This window comes from Pseudomonas synxantha, from assembly GCF_900105675.1.
Lineage (GTDB): Bacteria > Pseudomonadota > Gammaproteobacteria > Pseudomonadales > Pseudomonadaceae > Aquipseudomonas > Aquipseudomonas synxantha.
This window is the reverse complement of sequence record NZ_LT629786.1, coordinates 2,773,068-2,792,477: the sequence shown is the minus strand read 5'-3', so window position 1 is coordinate 2,792,477 and position 19,410 is coordinate 2,773,068. Positions and strand designations below refer to the sequence as shown.

The following is a 19,410-nucleotide window of genomic DNA, read 5'->3' as shown; positions in this document are numbered from 1 at the left end:
CACCACTCGGCACCTCGCCCAGGCTCGGTGTGCCCGTAATCCGACATGGATTTGGGGGGCCGCCGCCACGCGCCATCCATGGCGCGGGGCGGCTAAACCGGCATCCCTGCCGGTTTACCCCCCAAATCCCTGTCGAATTCCGGCCAGCGTGGTTTAACGGGGCGCCTGAGATCAAAAGCAGATCAAGATCAAGAGCGGCTCGCTTCGCATCGTGGTTACGGTCGGCAGCTACAAAGTTGCGTAGATACCCATGCCGCGATAGCGGTGTGTCAGCCTCTGAATTTTTGACGGGTTTCATCACCGTCGGGGCAAATCGAATCGTCGCACCGCCCCTCCCTCATTGTGTTTTTTGTGTCTCAGGTGCCCATATTTTCCGGGGTCACTATCTGCGGTGGTATATGCACCCGATGCCGCACCGGATCGAAGCCTTCGTCATTCAGCAACTGCACCAGCAGTTGCACCAACGCCGCCGCCGTCTGCCGTGGCTGCGAGTCCATCACTACATCGATCAAGCCGCGGCTCAACGCCTGGCGCGACAGCTCGGTCGACTCCTGCAGAATGCAACACAGCGCCGGGCGCTTGGGCAGTTGCGCCAGGGCGTTGATCACGCCATCACCACCGCCGCCCACGACACACAGGCCGCGCAGGTCGGTGTGGCGGGCGAGCAGGTCGAGGGTGGCTTCCTCGGTGATGTCGCAGTTGTCCAGGTTGATCAGCGGCTCCAACGGCTTGAGGCCCGGCGCGTGTTCTGCGAGGTAGCTGTGCAGGCCTTTGACCCGTGCCTGGTGCCCGAGAAAACGATGGCCGCCGAGCAAAATGCCAACGCTGCCTTTGCGTGCGCCGCAGGTGTGTGCCAGCAGCCAGCCCATGGTGCGCCCGACCACGTGGTTGTCCTGGCCCACATAGGGTTCGACGGCCTGTTCATGGATATCCGACAGCAGCGCAACCACTGGTACGCCGGCGTCACGAATCTGCGCCAGGCAGGCGTTGATCAGCGGATGGGCGAAGCTGACCACCGCCAGGGCGTCGCACTGCACCGCCAACTGCTCGATCTGCGCCACGATGGCATTCGGTGAACGGTCGTTGATGTAGTCGAACTGGCAGCTCAGGTTGGCGGTGGCGTGATGCTGCGCGGCATCGCTGATGGACTGGGCGAGGTTGGCATAGAAGGCCTGGGCGGTGCCCAGCAACAGCACGCCGAAACGGTAGGTGGGCCGGCGTTCGCGAATGCGCTGGCCGATCAGTCGCGCGGCGAAGTAGCCCACGGCTTCGGCGGCCTGGAACACTTGTTCGGCCGTGCCCGGGTTGACCGGGGCGCGGGCGTTCAATACCCGGTCGACGGTGGCCACGCTGAGCCCCGCGTGGGCGGCGACGGTGGCGATGGTTGGGCGTTTATGGTTGTGCATTGGCAGGCCCCTTGAGCGTCTTGACAGAAAACTATCAAGCCCCGCTGGGCCTGGATGATAGCTTGATAGGGAATGGATTCAAGGCCTTGAGGGCGATTTGGCTGCGCTCTATGGTTGGTTCCGCAAAGCACCTGAAACCCCACGCTTGCGGAGAACAATAACAATGCCTGAACACACCGCTTACCGCGCCCGGCGCGACTACAGCCTCACTGGCCCTGAAGCGGCCCGCGCCGCCGAAAAGGGTCTGGTCTCGGCCAGCTGGTACCAGTCGCCTATCTCGCGCAAACGTATGAAAGAACTGATGCAGCGCCGCGACGGCCCGGCCTTGCTCGACACCGCTATCTGGGTCTCGACGCTGTTGGTCACAGGCTTTGGTGGTTATTGGTTCTGGGGCTCCTGGGCCTGCGTACCGTTCTTCCTGGCCTATGGTGTGCTCTATGGCACCGCGTCCAACCCGCGCTGGCATGAAACCGGCCACGGCACCGCGTTCAAGACCCGCTGGATGAACGACGGGCTGTACCAGGTCGCGTGCTTCATGTGCCTGTTCGAACCCCACGTCTGGCGCTGGAGCCATGCCCGTCATCACACCGACACCATTGTCGTCGGCCGCGACCCGGAGATCGTTGAGCCGCGCCCGCCGAGCCTGTGGGTGATGGCCCTCAGCCTGTTCAACCTGCCCCTGGCCTGGAAGACCTTCAGCGGCGTGGCTCGCCATGCGGTGGGCCGGATGAGTGCCCAGGAGCAGGTCTTCATCCCCGAAACCGAGTGGCCCAAGGTGTTCCGTGCCGCACGTATATGGATTGGGATTTATGCGCTGATCATCGGCACCGCGTTGTACCTGCACAGCTGGCTACCGCTGATGCTGGTGGGCTTGCCCAGTCTCTATGGCGCCTGGCTCGGCTATCTGTTCGGCCTCAGCCAGCATGTGGGCCTGGCCGAGGATGTGCTCGACCACCGCAGCAACTGCCGCACCATCTACATGAACCGCGTGCTGCGCTTCATCTACATGAACATGAACTACCACCTCGAACACCACATGTACCCGATGGTGCCTTACCACGCACTCGAACAACTGCATGCAGAGATCCGCAGCGACTGCCCGCCGCCGTACGCCAATCTATTCGAGGCCTACAGGGAAATCATCGCGACGATCCGCAAACAGCGCAGCGACCCGAGCTATTTCGTCCAGCGCCCGATTCGCCCAAAAGCGCAATCCGCCACTGCCGCTCTGCACGCAGAAGTCTCTGCTGGCTGATCCTCATCCCCCGAACAAGAGAACAATGCCATGAACGATCAATGGATCGACGTCTGCGCCGTGGGCGAAATAGACCCCGAAGACGTATTGCGCTTCGACCACGGCGCGCACACCTACGCGGTGTTCCGCTCTGCCGAGGATGAGTTCTTCGCCACCGCCGGCCTGTGCACCCACGAGAAAATCCACCTGGCGGACGGTTTGGTGATGGACCACGTGATTGAATGCCCCAAGCACAACGGACGCTTCGATTACCGTTCCGGCGAAGCCCTGGGCGCGCCGGTGTGCGTCAACCTCAAGACCTACCCGGTGCGGGTCGAAGCGGGGCGGGTATTGCTCGCCGTCACGGCCGAAAGATGAGCCAAGCCCTGATCATCGTTGGCGCCGGTCACGCCGGTGGCCGTGCGGCACTGACCTTGCGCGAAGAAGGCTACACCGGGAGCCTGATCCTGATCGGTGATGAAGCGCACTTGCCCTATGAACGGCCACCGCTGTCCAAAGCTGTGCTGCAAGGCTCGACGGACCTGGCGGGCTGCAGCCTGTGCGACAGCGCACGACTGGCAGTGCTGGGCATCGAGCATATCGCCGGCAAACCGGTGAGCCGCCTGGACCCGCAGCAACACCGGCTGCAACTGGCCGACGGCCAATGGTTGACCTATACCGGCTTGTTGCTGGCTACCGGTGGCCGGGCGCGACGCTTGCCCGAGGCGCAGGCCCCTGTGCTTTACCTGCGTACCCACGATGAAGCCGTGGCCCTGCGTAAAAGGTTACGTCCCGGCATCCGCCTGGTCGTGGTCGGCGGTGGTTTTATTGGCCTGGAGGTGGCGGCGACCGCACGGGGGCTGGGGTGTGAGGTCACGCTGCTTGAAGCCGGGCCACGCTTGGCGAGCCGGGTGTTGCCGGCGCCGATCAGTGCGGCGCTGCTGGCGCTGCATCGTGAGCAAGGTGTGGACGTACGTTTGAACGTCGCCCTCGAATGCATCCACGCCGACGCCGTACAACTGGTCGATGGGCAACGGCTGCCCTGTGACCTGGTGGTGGCCGGCATTGGCATGCAACCCAATATCGAGCTGGCGGCGGCGGCAGGGCTGGAAGTCGGGCAGGGCGTTCGTGTCGACGCGCAATTGCGCACCAGTGCATCGGATATCTATGCAGCGGGGGATGTCTGCGAGTTTCGCCTCGCTGGCATCTATCAGCGCCAGGAAACCTGGCGCAACGCCGAGGCCCAGGGGCGGCACGCCGCGTTGAACCTGCTGGGGCGAGCACTGCCATTCGAGACGCTCCCCGGTTTCTGGTCCGACCAATACGACTGGGGTTTGCAGACTGTCGGGGTAATGACTGCACGCACGGTCAGCCGTGCGTTGCCTGGCGCTGGCCTGCTGCTGTTTTACCTCGACGACGATGCCCGGTTGCAAGGTGCCTGCGGCTGGGCACCGGGCAACGGTGCGGCCAGGGACATCAAGCTGTGCGAACGCCTGATTGCCGCGGGCACTGTGCTCAACCCGGGCAGCCTGGCAGATGCCGATGTGTCCCTCAAACCACTGTTGCGAGGCTGATATGCGTCAATTTCTGGTATTCCAATCGATGTGGGCCATGCAAACCGAGCCTGGCAGCCTCGACACGCAGCTGGACCGCATCGCCGCCGCCGGTTTCGACGGCATCACTGACCATTACTGGACGCCCGCCGCCGTCCCGCGCCTGCACGCTGCCGCCACGGCCAGGGGCTTGCAGATCGAAGGCCAGCTGTTCCCGCAATCGGTGGACGACCTGGCCGCTGCACTGGAGGTGATCAGCCGCTATGGTTGCCACCACCTCACCCTGCAAGCCGACGTGCGCCCGCGTACCCAGGCCGAGGCGGCCAGGCTGATCGAAGGCTGGCAACGCCTGGCCGAACAGGTGGACTTCCCGATCCTGCTGGAAACCCACCGTTATCGACTGACCAACGACCTGTTGTTCACCCTCGACCTGCTGGCGCAGATGCCCGACCTGAAACTGCTCGCGGACCTGTCCCACTACGTCGTCGGCCGCGAGTTGCCAGAACCCGGTGCCTTGGAAGATGACGAGCACATACGCACGATCCTGCGCCATAGCTGGGGCTTTCATGGCCGCATTGCCAGCAGCGAACAGGTGCAGGTCGGCCTGGACTTTCCCCAGCATCGGCCGTGGGTCGAGCGCTTTACCAGCTGGTGGCGCTATGGGATCGACGACTGGCTGACCCGCGTCGACACGCCCCAGAGCCTGGCCTTCACCTGCGAACTGGGCCCGCCACCCTATGCGATCACCGATGCAAAGGGTCGGGAACTCACTGATCGCTGGGCCGAGGCGCTCAAGATGAAAGCGCTGATTCGCCAGGTGTGGGCCAGTTGTCACGGCTGATCTGCTAACCTGCGTCGGTTCAAACCGACCTTAGCCTATGGATCTGCCTGATGAAAACCTGCCCTGTTCAGCCGCCTCTCGAACCGCAGTCCGTGTGCCACCCGATCACCAGCAGCGCGATTTTCATGGTCGCTACCCTGGCCCCTGATGCGGTTGAACACGTGCGTGGCTGGTGTGCCGACATCGCGGGTCTTGTGCGTTCTGTGGGCAAGCGCGTGCCGTCGGGCAACCTGACCTGCGTCTGCGGCTTTGGCTCGGATGCGTGGGACCGGCTGTTCGGCGCCCCGCGCCCGGCTTCGCTGCATCCGTTCCGCGAATTCGGTGTAGAAGGGCGCAAGGCGGTGTCGACGCCCGGCGATATACTGCTGCATATCCGTGCCGAGCAGATGGACCTGTGTTTCGAGCTGGCGACCCAACTGATGGCGGCCTTGGGCGAGAGCGTCAAGGTGGTGGATGAGGTCCAGGGTTTCCGTTATTTCGATATGCGCAGCATCATCGGTTTTGTCGACGGCACCGAAAACCCGGTAGGGCGCAAGGCCGAAAGATTTACCCTGGTCGGTGACGAAGACCCACAATTCGAGGGTGGCAGCTACGTGCTGGTGCAGAAATACCTGCACAACATGAACGCCTGGAATAGCTTGACGGTAGAAGCCCAGGAGAAGGTGATCGGGCGCACCAAGCTGGCGGATATCGAACTGGACGAAGAAGCCAAGCCGAGCAACTCCCACAGCGCCTTGACCGTCATCACGGACGAGAACGGTGAGGAAGTGAAGATCCTGCGCGATAACATGCCCTTCGGCCGTCCTGGCGCCGGCGAGTTCGGCACCTACTTCATCGGCTACGCGCGCTCGCCGCAGCCGCTGGAGCAGATGCTGGAAAACATGTTCGTCGGCCGCCCGGTCGGCAACTATGACCGCTTGCTCGACTTCAGTACGGCAGTGACCGGTGGCTTGTTCTTCGTGCCCTCGGCCGACCTGCTCGAAGAACTGGCCGACCGCGAACCGACGGCTTAACTCAACAACCCGGTGCTGACCGCCACAATCAGGAAGACTCCCAGCAGCGCACGGTAGATCACGAACGGCCAGGTGGAGAAGCGCTCCAGGAACTTCATCAGGCCCCAGATCGCGAAGAACGCCGAGATGCTCGCCACCACCAGGCCGAAGATCAAATGCGGCCAGGCGTGGGCGGGCATGTCGGCGTGCAGCAGCACCCACAGTTCTTTCAACCCGGCCAGGGCGATGGCCGGCAGACCCAGCAGGAAGGAAAACCGCGCCGCTTCTTCGCGTTTGAAATTCAGGAACAGCGCTGCGGTCAGCGTGGAGCCCGAACGCGACACCCCGGGAATCAGCGCGCCGATCTGCGCCACCCCCACGATCAGCGCATCGCGCAGGCGCATCTGGCCGACGTCGCGGGTGTGGCGGGCACGCACTTCGGCCAGGGCCAGCAATATCGCCATCACCACACAGGCAATGCCGATCACCATCAGCCCGCGCAATGGCGAGTTGCAGGTATTCAGAGTCGAAGACAAGGCCAGGCCGGCAATGCCGATCGGGAGTGTCGCCAGCACGATCGCCACCGCCAGCTTGAACCACGGGTCGTTGTAGTCGCCCCGGCGTACCGCACTGATGCTGCCGGTGGTGACCTGGCGCACATCCCGCCAGAAGTAACTGACCACCGCCGCCAGTGCCGCCAACTGCATGGCTGCGGAAAATGCCGAGCCCGGGTCTTGCCAGCCGAGCAGGGCGGGCACCACGCGCATATGCGCCGTGGACGATACCGGCAGCAATTCGGTAATGCCCTGGATTACCCCCAGGATGAAGATCTGCAGGTAATCCAGGGAGGCAAAGCCCACATCCAGGCCGGCGGTACAGACGTTGGTCACAATACGTGTCCTTGAGCGAAAGGTGGAAACCGGCGAAGTTTATTCTAAATGTTTCAGGAAATTGCCCCGGGCAAGCGCTATCTGCAATCGGTTCAGCCAATAGAAAGGATTCGACAATCCATTGGCGTGACCGGCACTTTTGTGAACAATGGCGCCCTGCGTTTTTTCACCGAGAGCCCCATGCCTGAAACCACCGTCGAATTGATCCAGACCGGCCCCGAAGACGCCGAGCTGATCCGCAATCTCTACCAGTACTACGCCTACGAATCTTCGGACTGGGAACAGGAAGATGTCGAGGCCGATGGCCGTTTCTATATCCATGACGAGCACCTGGCCCGCTACTGGCACGACCCACAGTGGAGCGCCAACCTGTTGCTGGTCGATGGCTATATCGCCGGTTTCCTGTTGATCGAAGGCAGCGAACTGCCGGGCATCGACGCCTTGGAACTGGCCGACCTGTTTATCCTCAAGCGCTACCGCCGCAAAGGCATCGGCCGCGCCATTGCCAGCCAGGTGCTGTGCAGCGCAGAGGCCAATTGGCTGGTGCGATTCTATGATCAGGACGAAGTGTCCCAGGCGTTCTGGCGCACCGTGCTGGATAACCTGCCGCGCCCGGTACAGATGATTGAACTGGAGGATGAGCCGCAGTTGGTGAGCTACCTGATTACTCGGGCGTCATTGCACTGATGCCCCGTGATTCGAATGTGGGGCGGTGCGACGATTCGACTTGCCTGAGATGGTTACCTGACGACGATCTAACTGATGCTTGCGGTCCAAATGTGGGAGGGGGCTTGCCCCCGATGGCGGCCTGACAGCCGACCAGGATGTTGGATCAGACCGAGTACATATCCATTATTTAGGTAACGGCCACTTAGGGTTCCGCTCTTACAGCGGCTCACTTTTGGAAGGACCGGAATGCCGGCCCAGCCAAAAGTAAGCAAAAGGTCCTCGCCCCACCACTCGGCACCTCGCTTAGGCTCGGTGTGCCCGTAATTCGACAGAGATTTGGGTGGCCGCCGCCACGCGCCATCCATGGCGCGGGGCGGCTAAACCGGCATCCCTGCCGGTTTACCCCCCAAATCCCTGTCGAATTCCGGCCAGCGTGGTTTGACGGGGCGCCTGAGATCAAAAGCAGATCAAGATCAAGAGCGGCTCGCTTCGCATCGTGGTTACTTAAGTTGTGTAGATACTTATGCTGATCGGGGCAAGCCCACTCCCACACGGGCCTAGGCTGGATTGAACAGCACCTGCTGCATCGCCTGGGGCGGTTGCCCGAAGGCCCTGAGAAACGCCTGGCGCATGCGCTCGCGATCACCAAAGCCGGTTTCGCGGGCCACCACTTCCACGGGGTGACGACTGGTTTCCATCATCGCCCGCGCCGCTTCCACCCGCAGGGCCTCGATGGCTTTGGCCGGGGTCTGCCCGGTTTCTTCGCGAAACACCCGGCTGAACTGGCGCGGGCTGAGCCGGGCGACGTCGGCCAGGGCTTCTACCGATAAATCGTGGGTGAGGTTTTCACGGGCATAGGCCAGGGCCAGTTGCACGCGATCGGACTTGGGGTCCAGTTCCAGCAAGGCCGACAGTTGCGATTGCTCGCTGCCGCGGCGCTGGGCGATCACCAGCTTGCGTGCGATGCGCCGGGCGAGGTCGCTGCCCAGGTCGTTCTCCACCATGGCCAACGCCAGGTCGACCCCGGCGCTCATGCCGGCGCCGGTCCACACCTGGCCGTCCACCACGAACAACTTGTCGTCTTCCAGGCGGATATCCGGGTAGCGCTTGCGAAACGCCGGCGCGTGGATCCAGTGGGTGGTAGTGCGCTTGCCTTCCAGCAAACCAGCCTCGGCCAGCACAAAAATGCCCATGCACAATGAGGCCACGCGCCGCGATTGAGCCGACGCCGCCTTGACCAGCTCCAGCAGGTTGGCCTCCGGCAGGCGAAACTCCAGGTAACCGCTGACGATCAGGGTGTCGTAGCCCTCTGGCCGGATCGCCGTGGTGTTCACCGAAAAGCCCTGGGAGGTCATCACCGCGCCGCCGCTTTCCGACACCAGGTGAAACTCGTAGGCCGGCTCACCGCGCAGCAGGTTGGCGCACTCGAACACCGAGCCCAGGCTGAGGCTCAAGGATTGGAAATTCGGGTAAACCATCAGCGCAACGCTGTGCATTGCATCTCTCCACGGGGCAGGGGAGAGGCATTGTCGGCGTGTGCCAGGTAAACGGCAACCGACTTTGGCCCATGTCCGGAATCCTTGCGGATATGACATTGTGAGCCGTTGCCTCGCTGCCTAACATGGCCCCAACGAACTAGACGACTGGTCTAATCGGATGAGGTCAAGCATGAACCACCCAAGCAAAAGTGCACGGCAGGCGATCCTTGAACGTGGGCAATCGATTGTCGGTGCCAAGGGATTTTCCGCAGTGGGCTTGAACGAAATCCTGCAGGCTGCCGAAGTGCCCAAGGGCTCGTTTTATCACTACTTCGATTCCAAGGATGCGTTCGGTGTGGTGTTGCTCGATACCTATTTCGACCATTACGTCCAAGGCATGCAGGCTCTGTTCGATCAGCCGGGGTTATCCCACCACGCCAAGCTGATGCGCTATTGGCAATGCTGGATCGACAACCACACGGGCTGCACGGATGCAGGCAAATGCCTGGCGGTCAAGCTCGGGGCCGAAGTATCAGACCTGTCAGAGCCGATGCGGTTGGCCCTGCTACGCGGTACTGCACGCACCATCGAATTGCTTGCCGTATCCCTGCAACGCGGCGTGGAAGACGGCTCGCTCACGTTCGAGCAAGCCCCCGAAAGCCTCGCCCAACGCCTGTATGCGCTGTGGTTGGGAACTAGCGTCATGGCCAAGATTACCCGTACCACTGCGCCGTTCGCCGAGGCGCTGTTGCTGACCCGACAGTTGTTGGGTGGCTCTGAAAACCCTGTTATTCACTTTGATCGAGGCACTGGAAAATGAACGTATTAATGGTACTGACCTCTCACGACCAGCTTGGCGATACCGGGCGCAAGACCGGCTTCTGGCTCGAAGAATTTGCCGCACCCTACTATGCCTTCAAGGACGCCGGCGCCGAGGTGGTGCTGGCTTCCCCGGCCGGCGGCCAGCCGCCTCTGGACCCGGTCAGCGACCTGCCGGACTTCCAGACCGAGCAAACCCGTCGCTTCGCCGCCGACTCTGCGGCGCAACAGGCGCTGGCCAACACGGTCAAGCTGGAGACGGTCAACGCCAATGACTTCGATACGGTGTTCTACCCAGGTGGCCACGGCCCGTTATGGGATTTGGCGGAGTCGTCGGTGTCCATCGCGCTGATCGAGTCGTTCGAACGGGCCGGCAAGCCCATCGGCTTTGTCTGCCATGCCCCGGGTGCCTTGCGTCACGTCAAGGCGGTCAATGGTGAGCCGTTGGTCAAGGGTCGCCGCGTAACCGGGTTCTCCAACTCGGAAGAAGCAGCGGTGGAGTTGACCGATGTGGTGCCGTTCCTGATTGAAGATGAATTCAAGAAGTTGGGCGGCAAGTATGAGAAGGGTACCGACTGGCAATCCTTCGTGATCGTCGATGGCTTGCTGGTGACCGGGCAGAACCCTGGTAGCTCCAGCGAGGTGGCCAAGGCCCTGCTGACCCTCATCGCTTAAGTCAACCAACCGCTATGTGCATTTGGCGACTCCCAGGAGTCGCCACTGTTTTCGTTCGCCCTGAATTTGGAATAACCCATGCCTGACTGCATCTTGAACACCCCGATAAAACTGGGGCATCACCGCTTGAACAATCGCATCGTGCTGCCGCCCCTGACACGCCAGCGCAGCGCCCAACCGGGGGATATCGCCACCGACCTGATGGCCGAGTATTACCGCCAGCGCGCCAGTGCCGGCTTCATGGTCAGCGAGGGCACGCAGATCGAGCCCCGTGGCCAGGGTTACGCCTGGACGCCGGGCATCTACAGCCCGGCGCAGATCGATGGCTGGCGCAAGGTCACGACGGCGGTGCACGCCGAGGGCGGGGTGATCTTTGCGCAGTTGTGGCATGTAGGGCGGGTGTCCCATAACGCCTTGCAGCCCGATGGTGCGGCCCCGGTAGCGCCCTCTGCGTTGTCGGCGTTGCAAGCCAAGGCCTTTATCGAAACCGGCCCGGGTGTCGGAGAGCTGGTGCAACCGCCTGTGCCCCGGGCGCTCACGACGCTGGAGATCGAAGAGTTGGTTGGGCACTACGCCCAGGCCGCACGCAATGCCCTGGATGCCGGGTTCGATGGCGTGGAAATCCACGCGGCCAACGGCTACCTGGTCAACCAGTTCATCTCGGCCCATTCCAACATTCGTGAAGATGAATACGGCGGTTCGCTGGACAATCGCCTGCGTTTGTTGCGCGAGATTGTTGAGGCCGTGTGCAAGGTGGTCGGGCCTGAGCGCCTGGGCGTGCGCTTTTCACCGTTGTTCAGCGGCACCGACCAGGACCGTGTCTACATCGGCCTGGTAGAGGAAGACCCGCACCACACCTATATCGAAGCGATCAAGGTGCTGGAAGCGTCAGGCATCGCCTATGTGTCCATCGCCGAAGCCGATTGGGAAAACGCCCCCGACCTGCCCGAAACCTTTCGCCAGGCGGTGCGTAGTACCTTCAGCGGCAGGATCATCTACGCCGGCCGCTACACCGCCGAGCGCGGTGCTCGATTGGTCGAGGCCGGGCTGGCGGACCTGATCGCGTTCGGGCGGCCGTTCATTGCCAACCCAGACTTGCCCCAGCGGATCTTCAATGGCTGGCCGTTGAATGCGTTGAAGGCAGAGGGTTTGTATGGCGGGACGCAGGCGGGGTATGTGGATTATCCATTTTTCATTCAGTCATAAGGCCTATGCATTTCGTCAGGTGCCGGCCGCCAAAATAGACACTGAAAGTCGCGCTTGCTAACGTATTGAAAGGTAATACCTTGGAATACGGAGGGTTTGCACTATGGCAACGTCTATCAAAATCGATGATGACTTGAAGCATCGCATTCAGTTGCTAGCCGGTGCGCGGCAGCGTACCGCTCATTGGATTATGCGTGAGGCTCTCTCACAGTATGTGGAGCGAGAAGAGGCACGCGAGAGCTTCAAGCAGGAAGCGTTGTCGTCTTGGAAGAACTACCTGGAAACGGGCTTGCATGTGACCGGCTCCGAGGCTCGAGCCTGGCTTGACACTTGGGGGACTGAGCAAGCGTCGGAGCCACCCAAGTGCCACGATTGATCATTACTGCAACGGCGCTGGCAGGCTTAGAACGCTGCCGGCAGCTCTTGACGGAAAAAGATCCGCAGGTCGCACGCAGGGCCGCCCAGACAATCAATAGCCAGCTGCTCCGTCTGGAATCCGATCCCAATATAGGCCGACCCTATGACGAGTTGCCCGAGTTGCGAGAGCTGGTAATCGCTTTCGGGGATGCCGGTTATGTGGCGTTATACCGCGTCATCCCTTCAGAATCGGCGGTATTGGTATTGGCCTTCCGGCATCAGCGAGAAGCGGGCTACTAAGGTCTCACTCAACCCGCAACACAATCTTGCCAATATGATCCCCACCTTCCATCCGTGCATGGGCCTGGGCGGCGTCGGTGTATTCGTAGACCTTGTCGATGATCGGCAGGCAGCGTCCAGCGCTCAATACCGGCCATACATATTCGCGCAGTTGCTCGGCAATCGCGGCCTTTTCGTCGCGGGTGCGGGCACGCAGCAGCGAGCCGGTGATCACTGCGCGTTTGGCCATGATGGTCAGCAGGTCGACATCATGGGCCTTGCCGCCGCCGAGGAAGCCGAGCATCACCAGGTGGCCGTCCATGCCCAGGGACTTGAGGTTGTCGTTCAGGTATGAGGCACCCATGATGTCGAGGATAACATTCACGCCTTTGCCATCGGTCTGTTGGGCGATGACCTCGGCAAACGCCTGTTCGCGGTAGTTGATCGGCTCGGCGCCCAGCTTGGCAATCGCTGCGCATTTGTCAGCGCTGCCGGCGGTGGCAAACGCCTGGATACCGAACTCCTGGCAAAGCATCAGCGCGGTGGTGCCGATGCCGCTGGTGCCGCCGTGGATCAAGGCGCGCTGGCCTTTGTGCGCACCGCCCAGGCCAAACAGATTGGCCCAGACCGTGAAAAAGGTTTCCGGCACGGCAGCGGCCTGGATCCAGTCCATGCCCGCCGGGATCGGCAGCGCCTGGCTGGCCGGCACCGCGCAAAACTGTGCATAGCCGCCGCCATTGGTCAGGGCGCAGACTTTGTCGCCCAGGCGGTATTCGGTCACACCAGTACCCAGTGCCACCACCTCACCGGCCACTTCCAGCCCTGGAATCGGATTCATGCCCGGTTTCATCGGGTATTTGCCGGCGCGTTGCAAGGCATCGGGGCGGTTGACCCCGGCGGCGTGCACGCGAATCAGTATCTCGCCAGGTCCGGCCACCGGCACATCTGCTCGACGTGGCTGCAAGACTTCGGGGCCACCCGGGGTGGTGATTTCGATCAGGGTCATTTCTTGGGGGAGCGTCATGGAAGAGTTCCTGTAGCGATGAGCGTATGAGTTGGGACCGTGGCGAACGGTCGGCGGTTCAGCAGGATCATGCCCACTTCCAGCAGCAGTGCAACCACAATGGCCCCGGCCGCGATCATGAATAACATCACATGTTGGCCGCCATTGCTGTTGAACAGTGCCGAATAAGCAAAACCCGCGAGTGCCTGGAAGGTGGCGAAGGACACTGTTGCCCGGCTCCAGGCGATCTGTTGCAAATGATGCTGAGGTACCAGTTCATGGACCCGTGCCAGCGCCAGCGGCACGATCCCCGGCGGGAAGGAGCCGAGGACCAGCGCCAGCAATGCGAGGCCGGTAAAGGAACTGGAGACGGTCAGCAGGCCGAGGGTAATTGCCTGTATCACCAGCACCAGGCGGATACTCATGCGGGCGCCGAGCTTGTCGGCGAGGAAACCGTAGGTGACCGGCCCGATAATCGCGCCCACGCCGTACATCACCCAAATCATCGCGCCGACATGCGACCCGGCCCCCAGGCCGCGTGCCACGTAATCCACCAGGAATACCATGGCCGGGACCAGCCCGGCGGCCATGAACGCGTATTGCGCAAACAGCACGTACACTGCCGGCGGCGTCACCGGCGCCCGGCCCGGTTGCGGCGCCTCTGCATGCACGGTGCCCGACGGCCAGCCGAACCAGCTCACGGCGGTGAGCACCAGGGCCAGCAGGCCCAGACCGAACCAGGTCTGCTGCAAACCCAGGCTGAGCAACGGCGGCACAAGCGTGCCAGAGCCGGCAATGCCCAGGCCGATGCCGAGGAAAATCGCGCCGCTGGCCAGGCCACGGCGCGAGGCCGGAACATGAGGCAGCACGGTCGCCGCCACCAGAACCATGATTGCCCCCCCGGCGATGCCCGACAGCAGGCGCCAGCCGAAGAACCAAGTGACTGACAATGGAAAGCCGCAGGCAAAAAACGCCAGCGTCACTGTCACCATCATCATGCGCAGAGCGGTCTTGTTGCTGGTCCGGTGGGCGATGGGCCGCCCGATCAATGCGCCGACCAGGTAACCCACCAAGTTGGCGGCACCCAGATACACCACGTCATTGGCGCTAAACCAGTGGGCTTCGATCAAGGCTGGAATCAACGGCGTATAGGCGAATCGTGCCAGGCCGATGCTGACCAGGCTGGCGCACAGCCCGGCGAAAATCGACAGCCAGGCCGCATGGCGAGATGACACAGATATTGGGAGCATAAGGGCGTTCCTGAAAGTTTTTCTGCGGTGCCCAGCATATCGGTGATCGTCGATGCAATAATGCAGCGAATTTAAGTCGCACCGATGCATATATGCATCTAAGGGGAAGTGATGAACTGGGATGATGCGCGGGTGTTCCTGGCGGTTTGCCGCGAAAGCACCTCAAGGGGCGCGGCGCGGGTGCTGGGGGTTGACCAGGCCACCGTCGGGCGGCGGATCAATGCCCTGGAAAAATCCCTGGGCGCGACGCTGTTCCTGCGTACTCCCGAAGGCTACGCCTTGACTGCGGTAGGCGAGGCCGCCTTGCTTTCGGTAGAAAAAATGGAGCACTCGGCCCTGGATCTCCAGCGCCAGATCCAAGGCCTGGATGATCGCCTCACCGGCACTGTGCGCGTCAGCACCACCGACTCCCTGGCCGTCGATTTCCTGATTCCGGCCATCGCCCGGCTACACCAGCAACACCCGGATGTGCGCGTGCAACTGGATGCGTCGACCCAGTTCCTCAGCCTGGCCAAGCGTGAAACCGACATCGCCGTGCGCAACATCCGCCCGGACAATCCCGATCTGATCGCCCGCCGTATTGCCCGCTGGCCGGTGGGGTTGTTTGCTGCACAGTCCTATATCGACCGTCACGGCATGCCGGCACCCGGCAGCCTGTTCGAAGGCCACGACCTGGTGGTGTATCAACCCTACCTGCAAAGCCAGAAAGACATGGCTCTGGTGTCCGAGCCCCTGGGCCGCGGGCGCATCGTCGCTTCCTTGAGTTCGAGCCTGTTGGTGCGCCGCTCCATCGCCGCCGGGATCGGCCTCGGCGAGATTCCGGTTTGCACCGGCCTACGGGACGGCCTGGTACGCCTGTGGCCGCAACGCACGCGGCCGTTGCCCTATGACGTGTGGCTGGTCACCCACGCCGACCTGCGCCATACCGCGCGGGTGCGAGTGGTGATCGATGAAATCGTCGCGGGATTCGCGGCTGCGATGGTCTGAGGTCAGCACAAGCCTGCAAGCGCATGGGTGCGACTGTGGGGACACTGCGGTCAGTCATTGTCGACGGACACAGGTGGTCTATGAACGAAACAAGAAATCAGGATATCGGGCTGTTGTTCCTGCGGGCCAGCGGGGCGCTGTTCCTGCTGTGGGTACATGGGTTGCCCAAATTGCTCAACTACGGCGAACAGTTGAAGCTGATCGAAGACCCGTTTCATCTTGGGGCCCAGGTCACCTTGTTGCTGGCGATTTTCGCCGAGGTGCTGTGCCCGCTACTGATCATCGCGGGTGTGCTGGTGCGCCTGGCCTGCCTGCCGATCCTGGCGGTGCTGGTCATCGCCTTGCTGGTGGTGCACCCGGAGTGGACGCTGTTCGAGGGACAGTTCGGCTGGCTGCTGTTGATCATCTTTACCAGCATCCTCATTGCCGGGCCGGGCCGGCTGGTAGTGGCTCAGCGTTTTGCCTGAGCAAAAAAAGGCCGGGCGAGCCCGGCCAAACAAGGAGAGGAGGTTTCAAGCGGTTCAGCGGTTCAGGAACGCCAGCAGGTCTTCATTGAGCTGTTGGGTGTGGGTTGCGGCAAACCCGTGGGGTGCATCCTTGTAGACCTTCAATTGCGCGCCCTGGATCATCTCGGCCGCGACCTTGCCGGTGGTCTCGAACGGTACGATCTGGTCGCCATCGCCGTGGATCACCAGGGTCGGCACGTTGATCTTGGCCATGTCGGGACGGAAGTCGGTTTGTGAGAATGCGGTGACGCAGTCCACGGTGGATTTCAGCGAGGCTTGCAGGGCGATCTGCAGGGTTTGGGTGAGCACGCCCTCCGAGACTTCCTGGCCTTTGTTGAGGCCGAAGAACGGGGTGTTGAAATCGCTGATGAATTGCGCGCGATCTTTCAACAGGCCCGCCTGGATGCCATCGAATACGTCAGCGGGGACGCCCTGGGGATAATCAGGTTTCTGACCAAAGATCGGCGTCACCGCCCCCAACAGCACCAGGCCGGCGACACGGGCGCTGCCATGGCGGGCGATATAACGCGCCACGTCACCGCCACCCATGGAAAAGCCCACCAGGGTCACGTCCTGCAGGTCCAGGTGTTCGATCAACTGGGCGATATCGTCGGCGAAGGTGTCGTAGTCATTACCGGTCCAGGGCTGGTCCGAGCGGCCGAAACCACGGCGGTCGAACGCAATGGTGCGAAAGCCGCGGCTGCTCAGGTATTCCATCTGGTATTCCCACATGTCGGCATCCAGCGGCCAGCCGTGGCTGAACAGCACGGGCTTGCCGCTGCCCCAGTCCTTGAAGTAGATCTGGGTACCGTCTTTGGCAACGAATGTGCTCATCTGAATCTCCTTGCTTGAGTGATAAGAGCAGTGAAAAATCCGCGTTACTATTGCCGTAAACCCAACCACAGGCTTGTACGGGTGTGCTTGCCTGGGCTTACCAACTGAACTTGAGCTCCATGCCCAGGTAGTTGCTGTCGTGCCCGCCGGCATCGCGCAGGGTCTGGCCGACGGCATAGTGCACAGCTTCGACTGCGCCACTGAGGTTGGACGTAAAAGCGTAGTCGGTGCGTAGTTGACCGTAGGCGCCAGTCCAGCGTTCACCCTGGCCAGCGGTGCCGGCGACGGCCAGGTTGGGCTGGGTGTAGACCGCGTCCGCGGTGGTCTGCCGCCAGAGCAGGCCGATGGCGGTTTGCACGCTGAGCTTGGCGATGGGCTTGACGGTGATCGACGGCTTGACGTGGATCAGGTTGCTGTAGCCCGTATAACCGGCCAGGGAAAAATAGTAGCCATTGGGGAACAGCGGGTTGAAGGTGCCGACGCGACCGTCACCGCCCTTGCGGTCACCGGAGGCGATATCCAGTTGCAGGCCGATCCGCGGTTTCCATGCCAGTGTGTCGAAGGTGTAGCCAGTGCGGCTGCCGCCCGCCCAGGCGCGGATGGTCTTGCTGCCCACCGAGCCCCTTTGCAGCATGGCTTCGATATCCCAGTCGAAGCCTTGGGCCGCGCCGCCCAGGCGTGTGTCGAGCAGCTGGCGGGTCTCGTCGCCGTCGGCGTCCAGGTAGTGCGCGGCCCTGCGTTCGTAGACGCCGTAATAGGCTGACAGCTCATTGCTGCCGCCCACCAGCCGCTCGACCCGCAGCAGGTGAAAGCGCGCATCACGGTTGGATTTGTCATCGAAATGCCGGCCATCCTGGTACTGCACCGGTTGGCTGGCAATCCCGATAAAACGCCATTGCGGCGTTTCCCAATCGGCCCACAACGCATCGAAGGACTGCCGCACATTCGGGCCGTCCCGTGACGAGATAAAGCGCTGCAAGTCGAAGGCAAAATCCTGGCGGCCAGCCCGTGCCTTGAACGTGCCGGCGCTGAAAGTGTTTACGTACTCGGCAAAGGCCAGGCGCAGGTCGACACGGTTCTGGTCGGCACCGCCGATCGTGGTCTTGTCATAAGCCCGCACATCCTCCAGCTGGGTGAACAGCCGCCAATGCTCGTCCAGGTGCAAGTCGGCATGCACCTGGAAACGCTGGATCAGGTAGCGGTCACGCTGCACATCGCGCACGCCGAACCCGCTGGCGTCGTTCATCTCGAAGCGTTCGCGCAACGTCGCACCCAAAGACAGATAGGTGAACGGGTTGGCGGCGGACAGCGGGATGTACTTGAGTTTGTCCAATGGTTGCGTGCGCAGTGCCGGATCCTTGAGCACGGACCAGTCCTCCTGCCAACGATTGGCCTTGATCGCCGGACGGGTCGGTTGCGCGTCGGCGTGGGCGCTGCCGGCAAGCAGCGGCCACAGCACGGCCAGGCCCCAGCCTGTACGGCGAATCATTTTGCCGCAGTGAGCTGGTGGATTTCCGCGACGTAGCCGCCGGGGAATTCCACCAACGCGCTGCGACGGCGTTTGCTGTCGAAGCTCGGCACCAGCACTTTGGCCCCTGAGCCGGTGGCCTTGGCCAGCGTGGCGGTCAAGTCGGCCACCTGGTAACCGGTGGTTTCATGGCCGAAGGGGTAGGGCAGTTGGCCGTTGGTGACCAGCACCGCCATGCGCCCAAATGGCGACTCGATGTCGACGCGTCGGTACATACCGCCGGCCTGGCCGACGTCGACCCCGGGCGCCTGCTTGTCATCGGCAATGACTTTGCCATGGGAGAAACCGACGAAGGCCTTGATAAAGCGGTCTGCGCTGAGGTATACGCGGTTTTCCGGCACCGTCTGGAAGGCGGCGTAATCCGGAGTCTTGGTGTGCCAGTAGAGTTGCATGTTCACGCCGCCTGGCCACTGCACCACGGCATCACGACCGATGGGGTCGGGAAAGTCGCTGACGATCACCGCGGCACCGTTTTCACGTGCGGCCTTGAGCGCTACGTCCATGTCCTTGACCAGGTAGCCATTGCGTTCCTGGCCAAACGGATGGGGGATGGGCGTGGTGAAACCGAACAGCGACACCGTACCGGCCGGGGTCTGCAACAGTTGCGAGGTGGTGCTGCTTGGCACTGGCAGTACATTGACCACTACCTGGGGCGTACTCTTGCCGCCGAACGTGGCCAGGAAGCTCTGGGCAAAACGCTCCACCTCCGCCGGTGCCACATACACATGGCTGGTGTCATATTGCGGCGCTACGGCGACCATCGGCGTAGCCGCCCAGGCGCTGCCCATCATGGCCCCAGCCAGCAACGTCACTGCCAGGGATGCCGCTCTCACTTGCCTACTCATGCCTAGTCTCCTGCGCTGTCAAGAAAGTCAAAAGCTTAGGGGCTCAGGCAGTGGTGCC

Annotated in this window: 21 protein-coding genes; 13 read left to right on the top strand and 8 right to left on the bottom strand. The window is 62.2% G+C overall.

What is annotated here, in order from left to right; translation table 11 throughout:
• Positions 1–356: 356 nt before the first annotated feature.
• Positions 357–1,406 (bottom strand): LacI family DNA-binding transcriptional regulator, encoded by a 1,050-nt coding sequence (locus BLU48_RS13010; RefSeq protein ID WP_057022666.1) that lies wholly within the window; start codon positions 1,404–1,406, stop codon positions 357–359.
• Between the two features lie 163 nt (positions 1,407–1,569).
• On the opposite strand from BLU48_RS13010, the gene BLU48_RS13005 reads away from it, so the two are divergent.
• The 5 genes from BLU48_RS13005 to BLU48_RS12985 are packed head-to-tail and all read left to right on the top strand — an operon-like array spanning position 1,570 to position 6,047.
• Positions 1,570–2,661, top strand: coding sequence for a fatty acid desaturase family protein (locus BLU48_RS13005; RefSeq protein WP_057022665.1), 1,092 nt, complete (start codon positions 1,570–1,572; stop codon positions 2,659–2,661).
• 30 nt (positions 2,662–2,691) lie between these two features.
• Positions 2,692–3,018 (top strand): MocE family 2Fe-2S type ferredoxin, encoded by a 327-nt coding sequence (locus tag BLU48_RS13000; protein ID WP_057022664.1) that lies wholly within the window; start codon positions 2,692–2,694, stop codon positions 3,016–3,018.
• Positions 3,015–4,214 (top strand): NAD(P)/FAD-dependent oxidoreductase, encoded by a 1,200-nt coding sequence (locus BLU48_RS12995; protein ID WP_057022663.1) that lies wholly within the window; start codon positions 3,015–3,017, stop codon positions 4,212–4,214. Before BLU48_RS13000 ends, BLU48_RS12995 begins: the two co-directional genes overlap by 4 nt.
• Position 4,215: 1 nt before the next feature.
• Entirely contained in the window at positions 4,216–5,034 is an 819-nt protein-coding gene (locus BLU48_RS12990; protein ID WP_057022662.1) for a sugar phosphate isomerase/epimerase family protein, read from the top strand.
• Positions 5,035–5,084: 50 nt separating this feature from the next.
• Positions 5,085–6,047, top strand: a complete 963-nt coding sequence (locus BLU48_RS12985; RefSeq protein ID WP_057022661.1) for a Dyp-type peroxidase — start codon at positions 5,085–5,087, stop codon at positions 6,045–6,047.
• Here the strand turns inward: BLU48_RS12985 and BLU48_RS12980 are convergent.
• Positions 6,044–6,916 (bottom strand): undecaprenyl-diphosphate phosphatase, encoded by an 873-nt coding sequence (locus BLU48_RS12980; protein WP_057022660.1) that lies wholly within the window; start codon positions 6,914–6,916, stop codon positions 6,044–6,046. The two genes, BLU48_RS12985 and BLU48_RS12980, sit on opposite strands and share 4 nt — an antisense overlap.
• A 48-nt stretch (positions 6,917–6,964) precedes the next feature.
• On the opposite strand from BLU48_RS12980, the gene BLU48_RS12975 reads away from it, so the two are divergent.
• Positions 6,965–7,603, top strand: a complete 639-nt coding sequence (locus BLU48_RS12975; protein WP_057022659.1) for a GNAT family N-acetyltransferase — start codon at positions 6,965–6,967, stop codon at positions 7,601–7,603.
• Between the two features lie 539 nt (positions 7,604–8,142).
• Here the strand turns inward: BLU48_RS12975 and BLU48_RS12965 are convergent.
• Positions 8,143–9,081 carry a GlxA family transcriptional regulator gene (locus BLU48_RS12965; protein ID WP_057022658.1) on the bottom strand — a complete coding sequence of 313 codons (939 nt, stop codon included), beginning with the start codon at positions 9,079–9,081 and terminating at the stop codon, positions 8,143–8,145.
• A gap of 172 nt (positions 9,082–9,253) precedes the next feature.
• Between BLU48_RS12965 and BLU48_RS12960 the strand changes: the two genes are divergently transcribed.
• The 5 genes from BLU48_RS12960 (at position 9,254) to BLU48_RS12940 (ending at position 12,420) form a co-directional block, all read left to right on the top strand.
• On the top strand, positions 9,254–9,883 hold the full coding sequence (locus BLU48_RS12960; RefSeq protein ID WP_057022657.1) for a TetR/AcrR family transcriptional regulator: 630 nt from the start codon (positions 9,254–9,256) through the stop codon (positions 9,881–9,883).
• Positions 9,880–10,557, top strand: a complete 678-nt coding sequence (locus tag BLU48_RS12955) for a type 1 glutamine amidotransferase domain-containing protein (RefSeq protein ID WP_057022656.1) — start codon at positions 9,880–9,882, stop codon at positions 10,555–10,557. The genes BLU48_RS12960 and BLU48_RS12955 overlap by 4 nt, the downstream gene beginning before the upstream one ends.
• A gap of 78 nt (positions 10,558–10,635) precedes the next feature.
• Entirely contained in the window at positions 10,636–11,763 is a 1,128-nt protein-coding gene (locus BLU48_RS12950) for an alkene reductase (RefSeq protein WP_057022655.1), read from the top strand.
• 103 nt (positions 11,764–11,866) lie between these two features.
• On the top strand, positions 11,867–12,139 hold the full coding sequence (locus BLU48_RS12945; RefSeq protein WP_057022654.1) for a CopG family ribbon-helix-helix protein: 273 nt from the start codon (positions 11,867–11,869) through the stop codon (positions 12,137–12,139).
• Positions 12,127–12,420 carry a type II toxin-antitoxin system RelE/ParE family toxin gene (locus BLU48_RS12940; RefSeq protein ID WP_057022653.1) on the top strand — a complete coding sequence of 98 codons (294 nt, stop codon included), beginning with the start codon at positions 12,127–12,129 and terminating at the stop codon, positions 12,418–12,420. Before BLU48_RS12945 ends, BLU48_RS12940 begins: the two co-directional genes overlap by 13 nt.
• A gap of 4 nt (positions 12,421–12,424) precedes the next feature.
• Here the strand turns inward: BLU48_RS12940 and BLU48_RS12935 are convergent, their stop codons facing one another.
• Entirely contained in the window at positions 12,425–13,423 is a 999-nt protein-coding gene (locus BLU48_RS12935) for an NAD(P)H-quinone oxidoreductase (protein ID WP_057022652.1), read from the bottom strand.
• Positions 13,420–14,652: a YbfB/YjiJ family MFS transporter gene (locus tag BLU48_RS12930; protein WP_057022651.1), complete on the bottom strand. Its 1,233-nt coding sequence runs from the start codon at positions 14,650–14,652 to the stop codon at positions 13,420–13,422. The genes BLU48_RS12935 and BLU48_RS12930 overlap by 4 nt, the downstream gene beginning before the upstream one ends.
• Positions 14,653–14,763: 111 nt before the next feature.
• On the opposite strand from BLU48_RS12930, the gene BLU48_RS12925 reads away from it, so the two are divergent.
• Complete coding sequence (locus BLU48_RS12925) at positions 14,764–15,639, top strand: LysR family transcriptional regulator (protein ID WP_057022650.1); 876 nt, start codon at positions 14,764–14,766, stop codon at positions 15,637–15,639.
• Positions 15,640–15,719: 80 nt separating this feature from the next.
• Positions 15,720–16,106 carry a DoxX family protein gene (locus BLU48_RS12920; protein ID WP_057022649.1) on the top strand — a complete coding sequence of 129 codons (387 nt, stop codon included), beginning with the start codon at positions 15,720–15,722 and terminating at the stop codon, positions 16,104–16,106.
• A gap of 54 nt (positions 16,107–16,160) precedes the next feature.
• Here the strand turns inward: BLU48_RS12920 and BLU48_RS12915 are convergent, their stop codons facing one another.
• The 3 genes from BLU48_RS12915 to BLU48_RS12905 form a co-directional block, all read right to left on the bottom strand.
• Positions 16,161–16,979, bottom strand: coding sequence for an alpha/beta fold hydrolase (locus tag BLU48_RS12915; RefSeq protein WP_057022648.1), 819 nt, complete (start codon positions 16,977–16,979; stop codon positions 16,161–16,163).
• Positions 16,980–17,076: 97 nt separating this feature from the next.
• On the bottom strand, positions 17,077–18,468 hold the full coding sequence (locus BLU48_RS12910) for an alginate export family protein (RefSeq protein WP_057022647.1): 1,392 nt from the start codon (positions 18,466–18,468) through the stop codon (positions 17,077–17,079).
• The gene (locus tag BLU48_RS12905; RefSeq protein WP_057022646.1) at positions 18,465–19,352 is read right to left on the bottom strand and encodes a VOC family protein; all 888 of its coding nucleotides are present in this window, start codon (positions 19,350–19,352) and stop codon (positions 18,465–18,467) included. Before BLU48_RS12905 ends, BLU48_RS12910 begins: the two co-directional genes overlap by 4 nt.
• Positions 19,353–19,410 lie beyond the last annotated feature (58 nt).

What these genes read in the sequence shown, in the direction of transcription:
- BLU48_RS12945 (WP_057022654.1), top strand. Translation starts at nt 11,867, where the DNA reads ATGGCAACGTCTATCAAAATCGATGATGACTTGAAGCATCGCATTCAG.
- BLU48_RS12925 (WP_057022650.1), top strand. Translation starts at nt 14,764, where the DNA reads ATGAACTGGGATGATGCGCGGGTGTTCCTGGCGGTTTGCCGCGAAAGC.
- BLU48_RS13005 (WP_057022665.1), top strand. Translation starts at nt 1,570, where the DNA reads ATGCCTGAACACACCGCTTACCGCGCCCGGCGCGACTACAGCCTCACT.
- BLU48_RS12960 (WP_057022657.1), top strand. Translation starts at nt 9,254, where the DNA reads ATGAACCACCCAAGCAAAAGTGCACGGCAGGCGATCCTTGAACGTGGG.
- BLU48_RS12950 (WP_057022655.1), top strand. Translation starts at nt 10,636, where the DNA reads ATGCCTGACTGCATCTTGAACACCCCGATAAAACTGGGGCATCACCGC.
- BLU48_RS12975 (WP_057022659.1), top strand. Translation starts at nt 6,965, where the DNA reads ATGTTTCAGGAAATTGCCCCGGGCAAGCGCTATCTGCAATCGGTTCAG.
- BLU48_RS12965 (WP_057022658.1), bottom strand. Translation starts at nt 9,081, where the DNA reads ATGCACAGCGTTGCGCTGATGGTTTACCCGAATTTCCAATCCTTGAGC.
- BLU48_RS12905 (WP_057022646.1), bottom strand. Translation starts at nt 19,352, where the DNA reads ATGAGTAGGCAAGTGAGAGCGGCATCCCTGGCAGTGACGTTGCTGGCT.
- BLU48_RS12935 (WP_057022652.1), bottom strand. Translation starts at nt 13,423, where the DNA reads ATGACGCTCCCCCAAGAAATGACCCTGATCGAAATCACCACCCCGGGT.
- BLU48_RS12995 (WP_057022663.1), top strand. Translation starts at nt 3,015, where the DNA reads ATGAGCCAAGCCCTGATCATCGTTGGCGCCGGTCACGCCGGTGGCCGT.
- BLU48_RS12910 (WP_057022647.1), bottom strand. Translation starts at nt 18,468, where the DNA reads ATGATTCGCCGTACAGGCTGGGGCCTGGCCGTGCTGTGGCCGCTGCTT.
- BLU48_RS12915 (WP_057022648.1), bottom strand. Translation starts at nt 16,979, where the DNA reads ATGAGCACATTCGTTGCCAAAGACGGTACCCAGATCTACTTCAAGGAC.
- BLU48_RS12920 (WP_057022649.1), top strand. Translation starts at nt 15,720, where the DNA reads ATGAACGAAACAAGAAATCAGGATATCGGGCTGTTGTTCCTGCGGGCC.
- BLU48_RS12985 (WP_057022661.1), top strand. Translation starts at nt 5,085, where the DNA reads ATGAAAACCTGCCCTGTTCAGCCGCCTCTCGAACCGCAGTCCGTGTGC.
- BLU48_RS12990 (WP_057022662.1), top strand. Translation starts at nt 4,216, where the DNA reads ATGCGTCAATTTCTGGTATTCCAATCGATGTGGGCCATGCAAACCGAG.
- BLU48_RS12930 (WP_057022651.1), bottom strand. Translation starts at nt 14,652, where the DNA reads ATGCTCCCAATATCTGTGTCATCTCGCCATGCGGCCTGGCTGTCGATT.
- BLU48_RS12955 (WP_057022656.1), top strand. Translation starts at nt 9,880, where the DNA reads ATGAACGTATTAATGGTACTGACCTCTCACGACCAGCTTGGCGATACC.
- BLU48_RS13000 (WP_057022664.1), top strand. Translation starts at nt 2,692, where the DNA reads ATGAACGATCAATGGATCGACGTCTGCGCCGTGGGCGAAATAGACCCC.
- BLU48_RS13010 (WP_057022666.1), bottom strand. Translation starts at nt 1,406, where the DNA reads ATGCACAACCATAAACGCCCAACCATCGCCACCGTCGCCGCCCACGCG.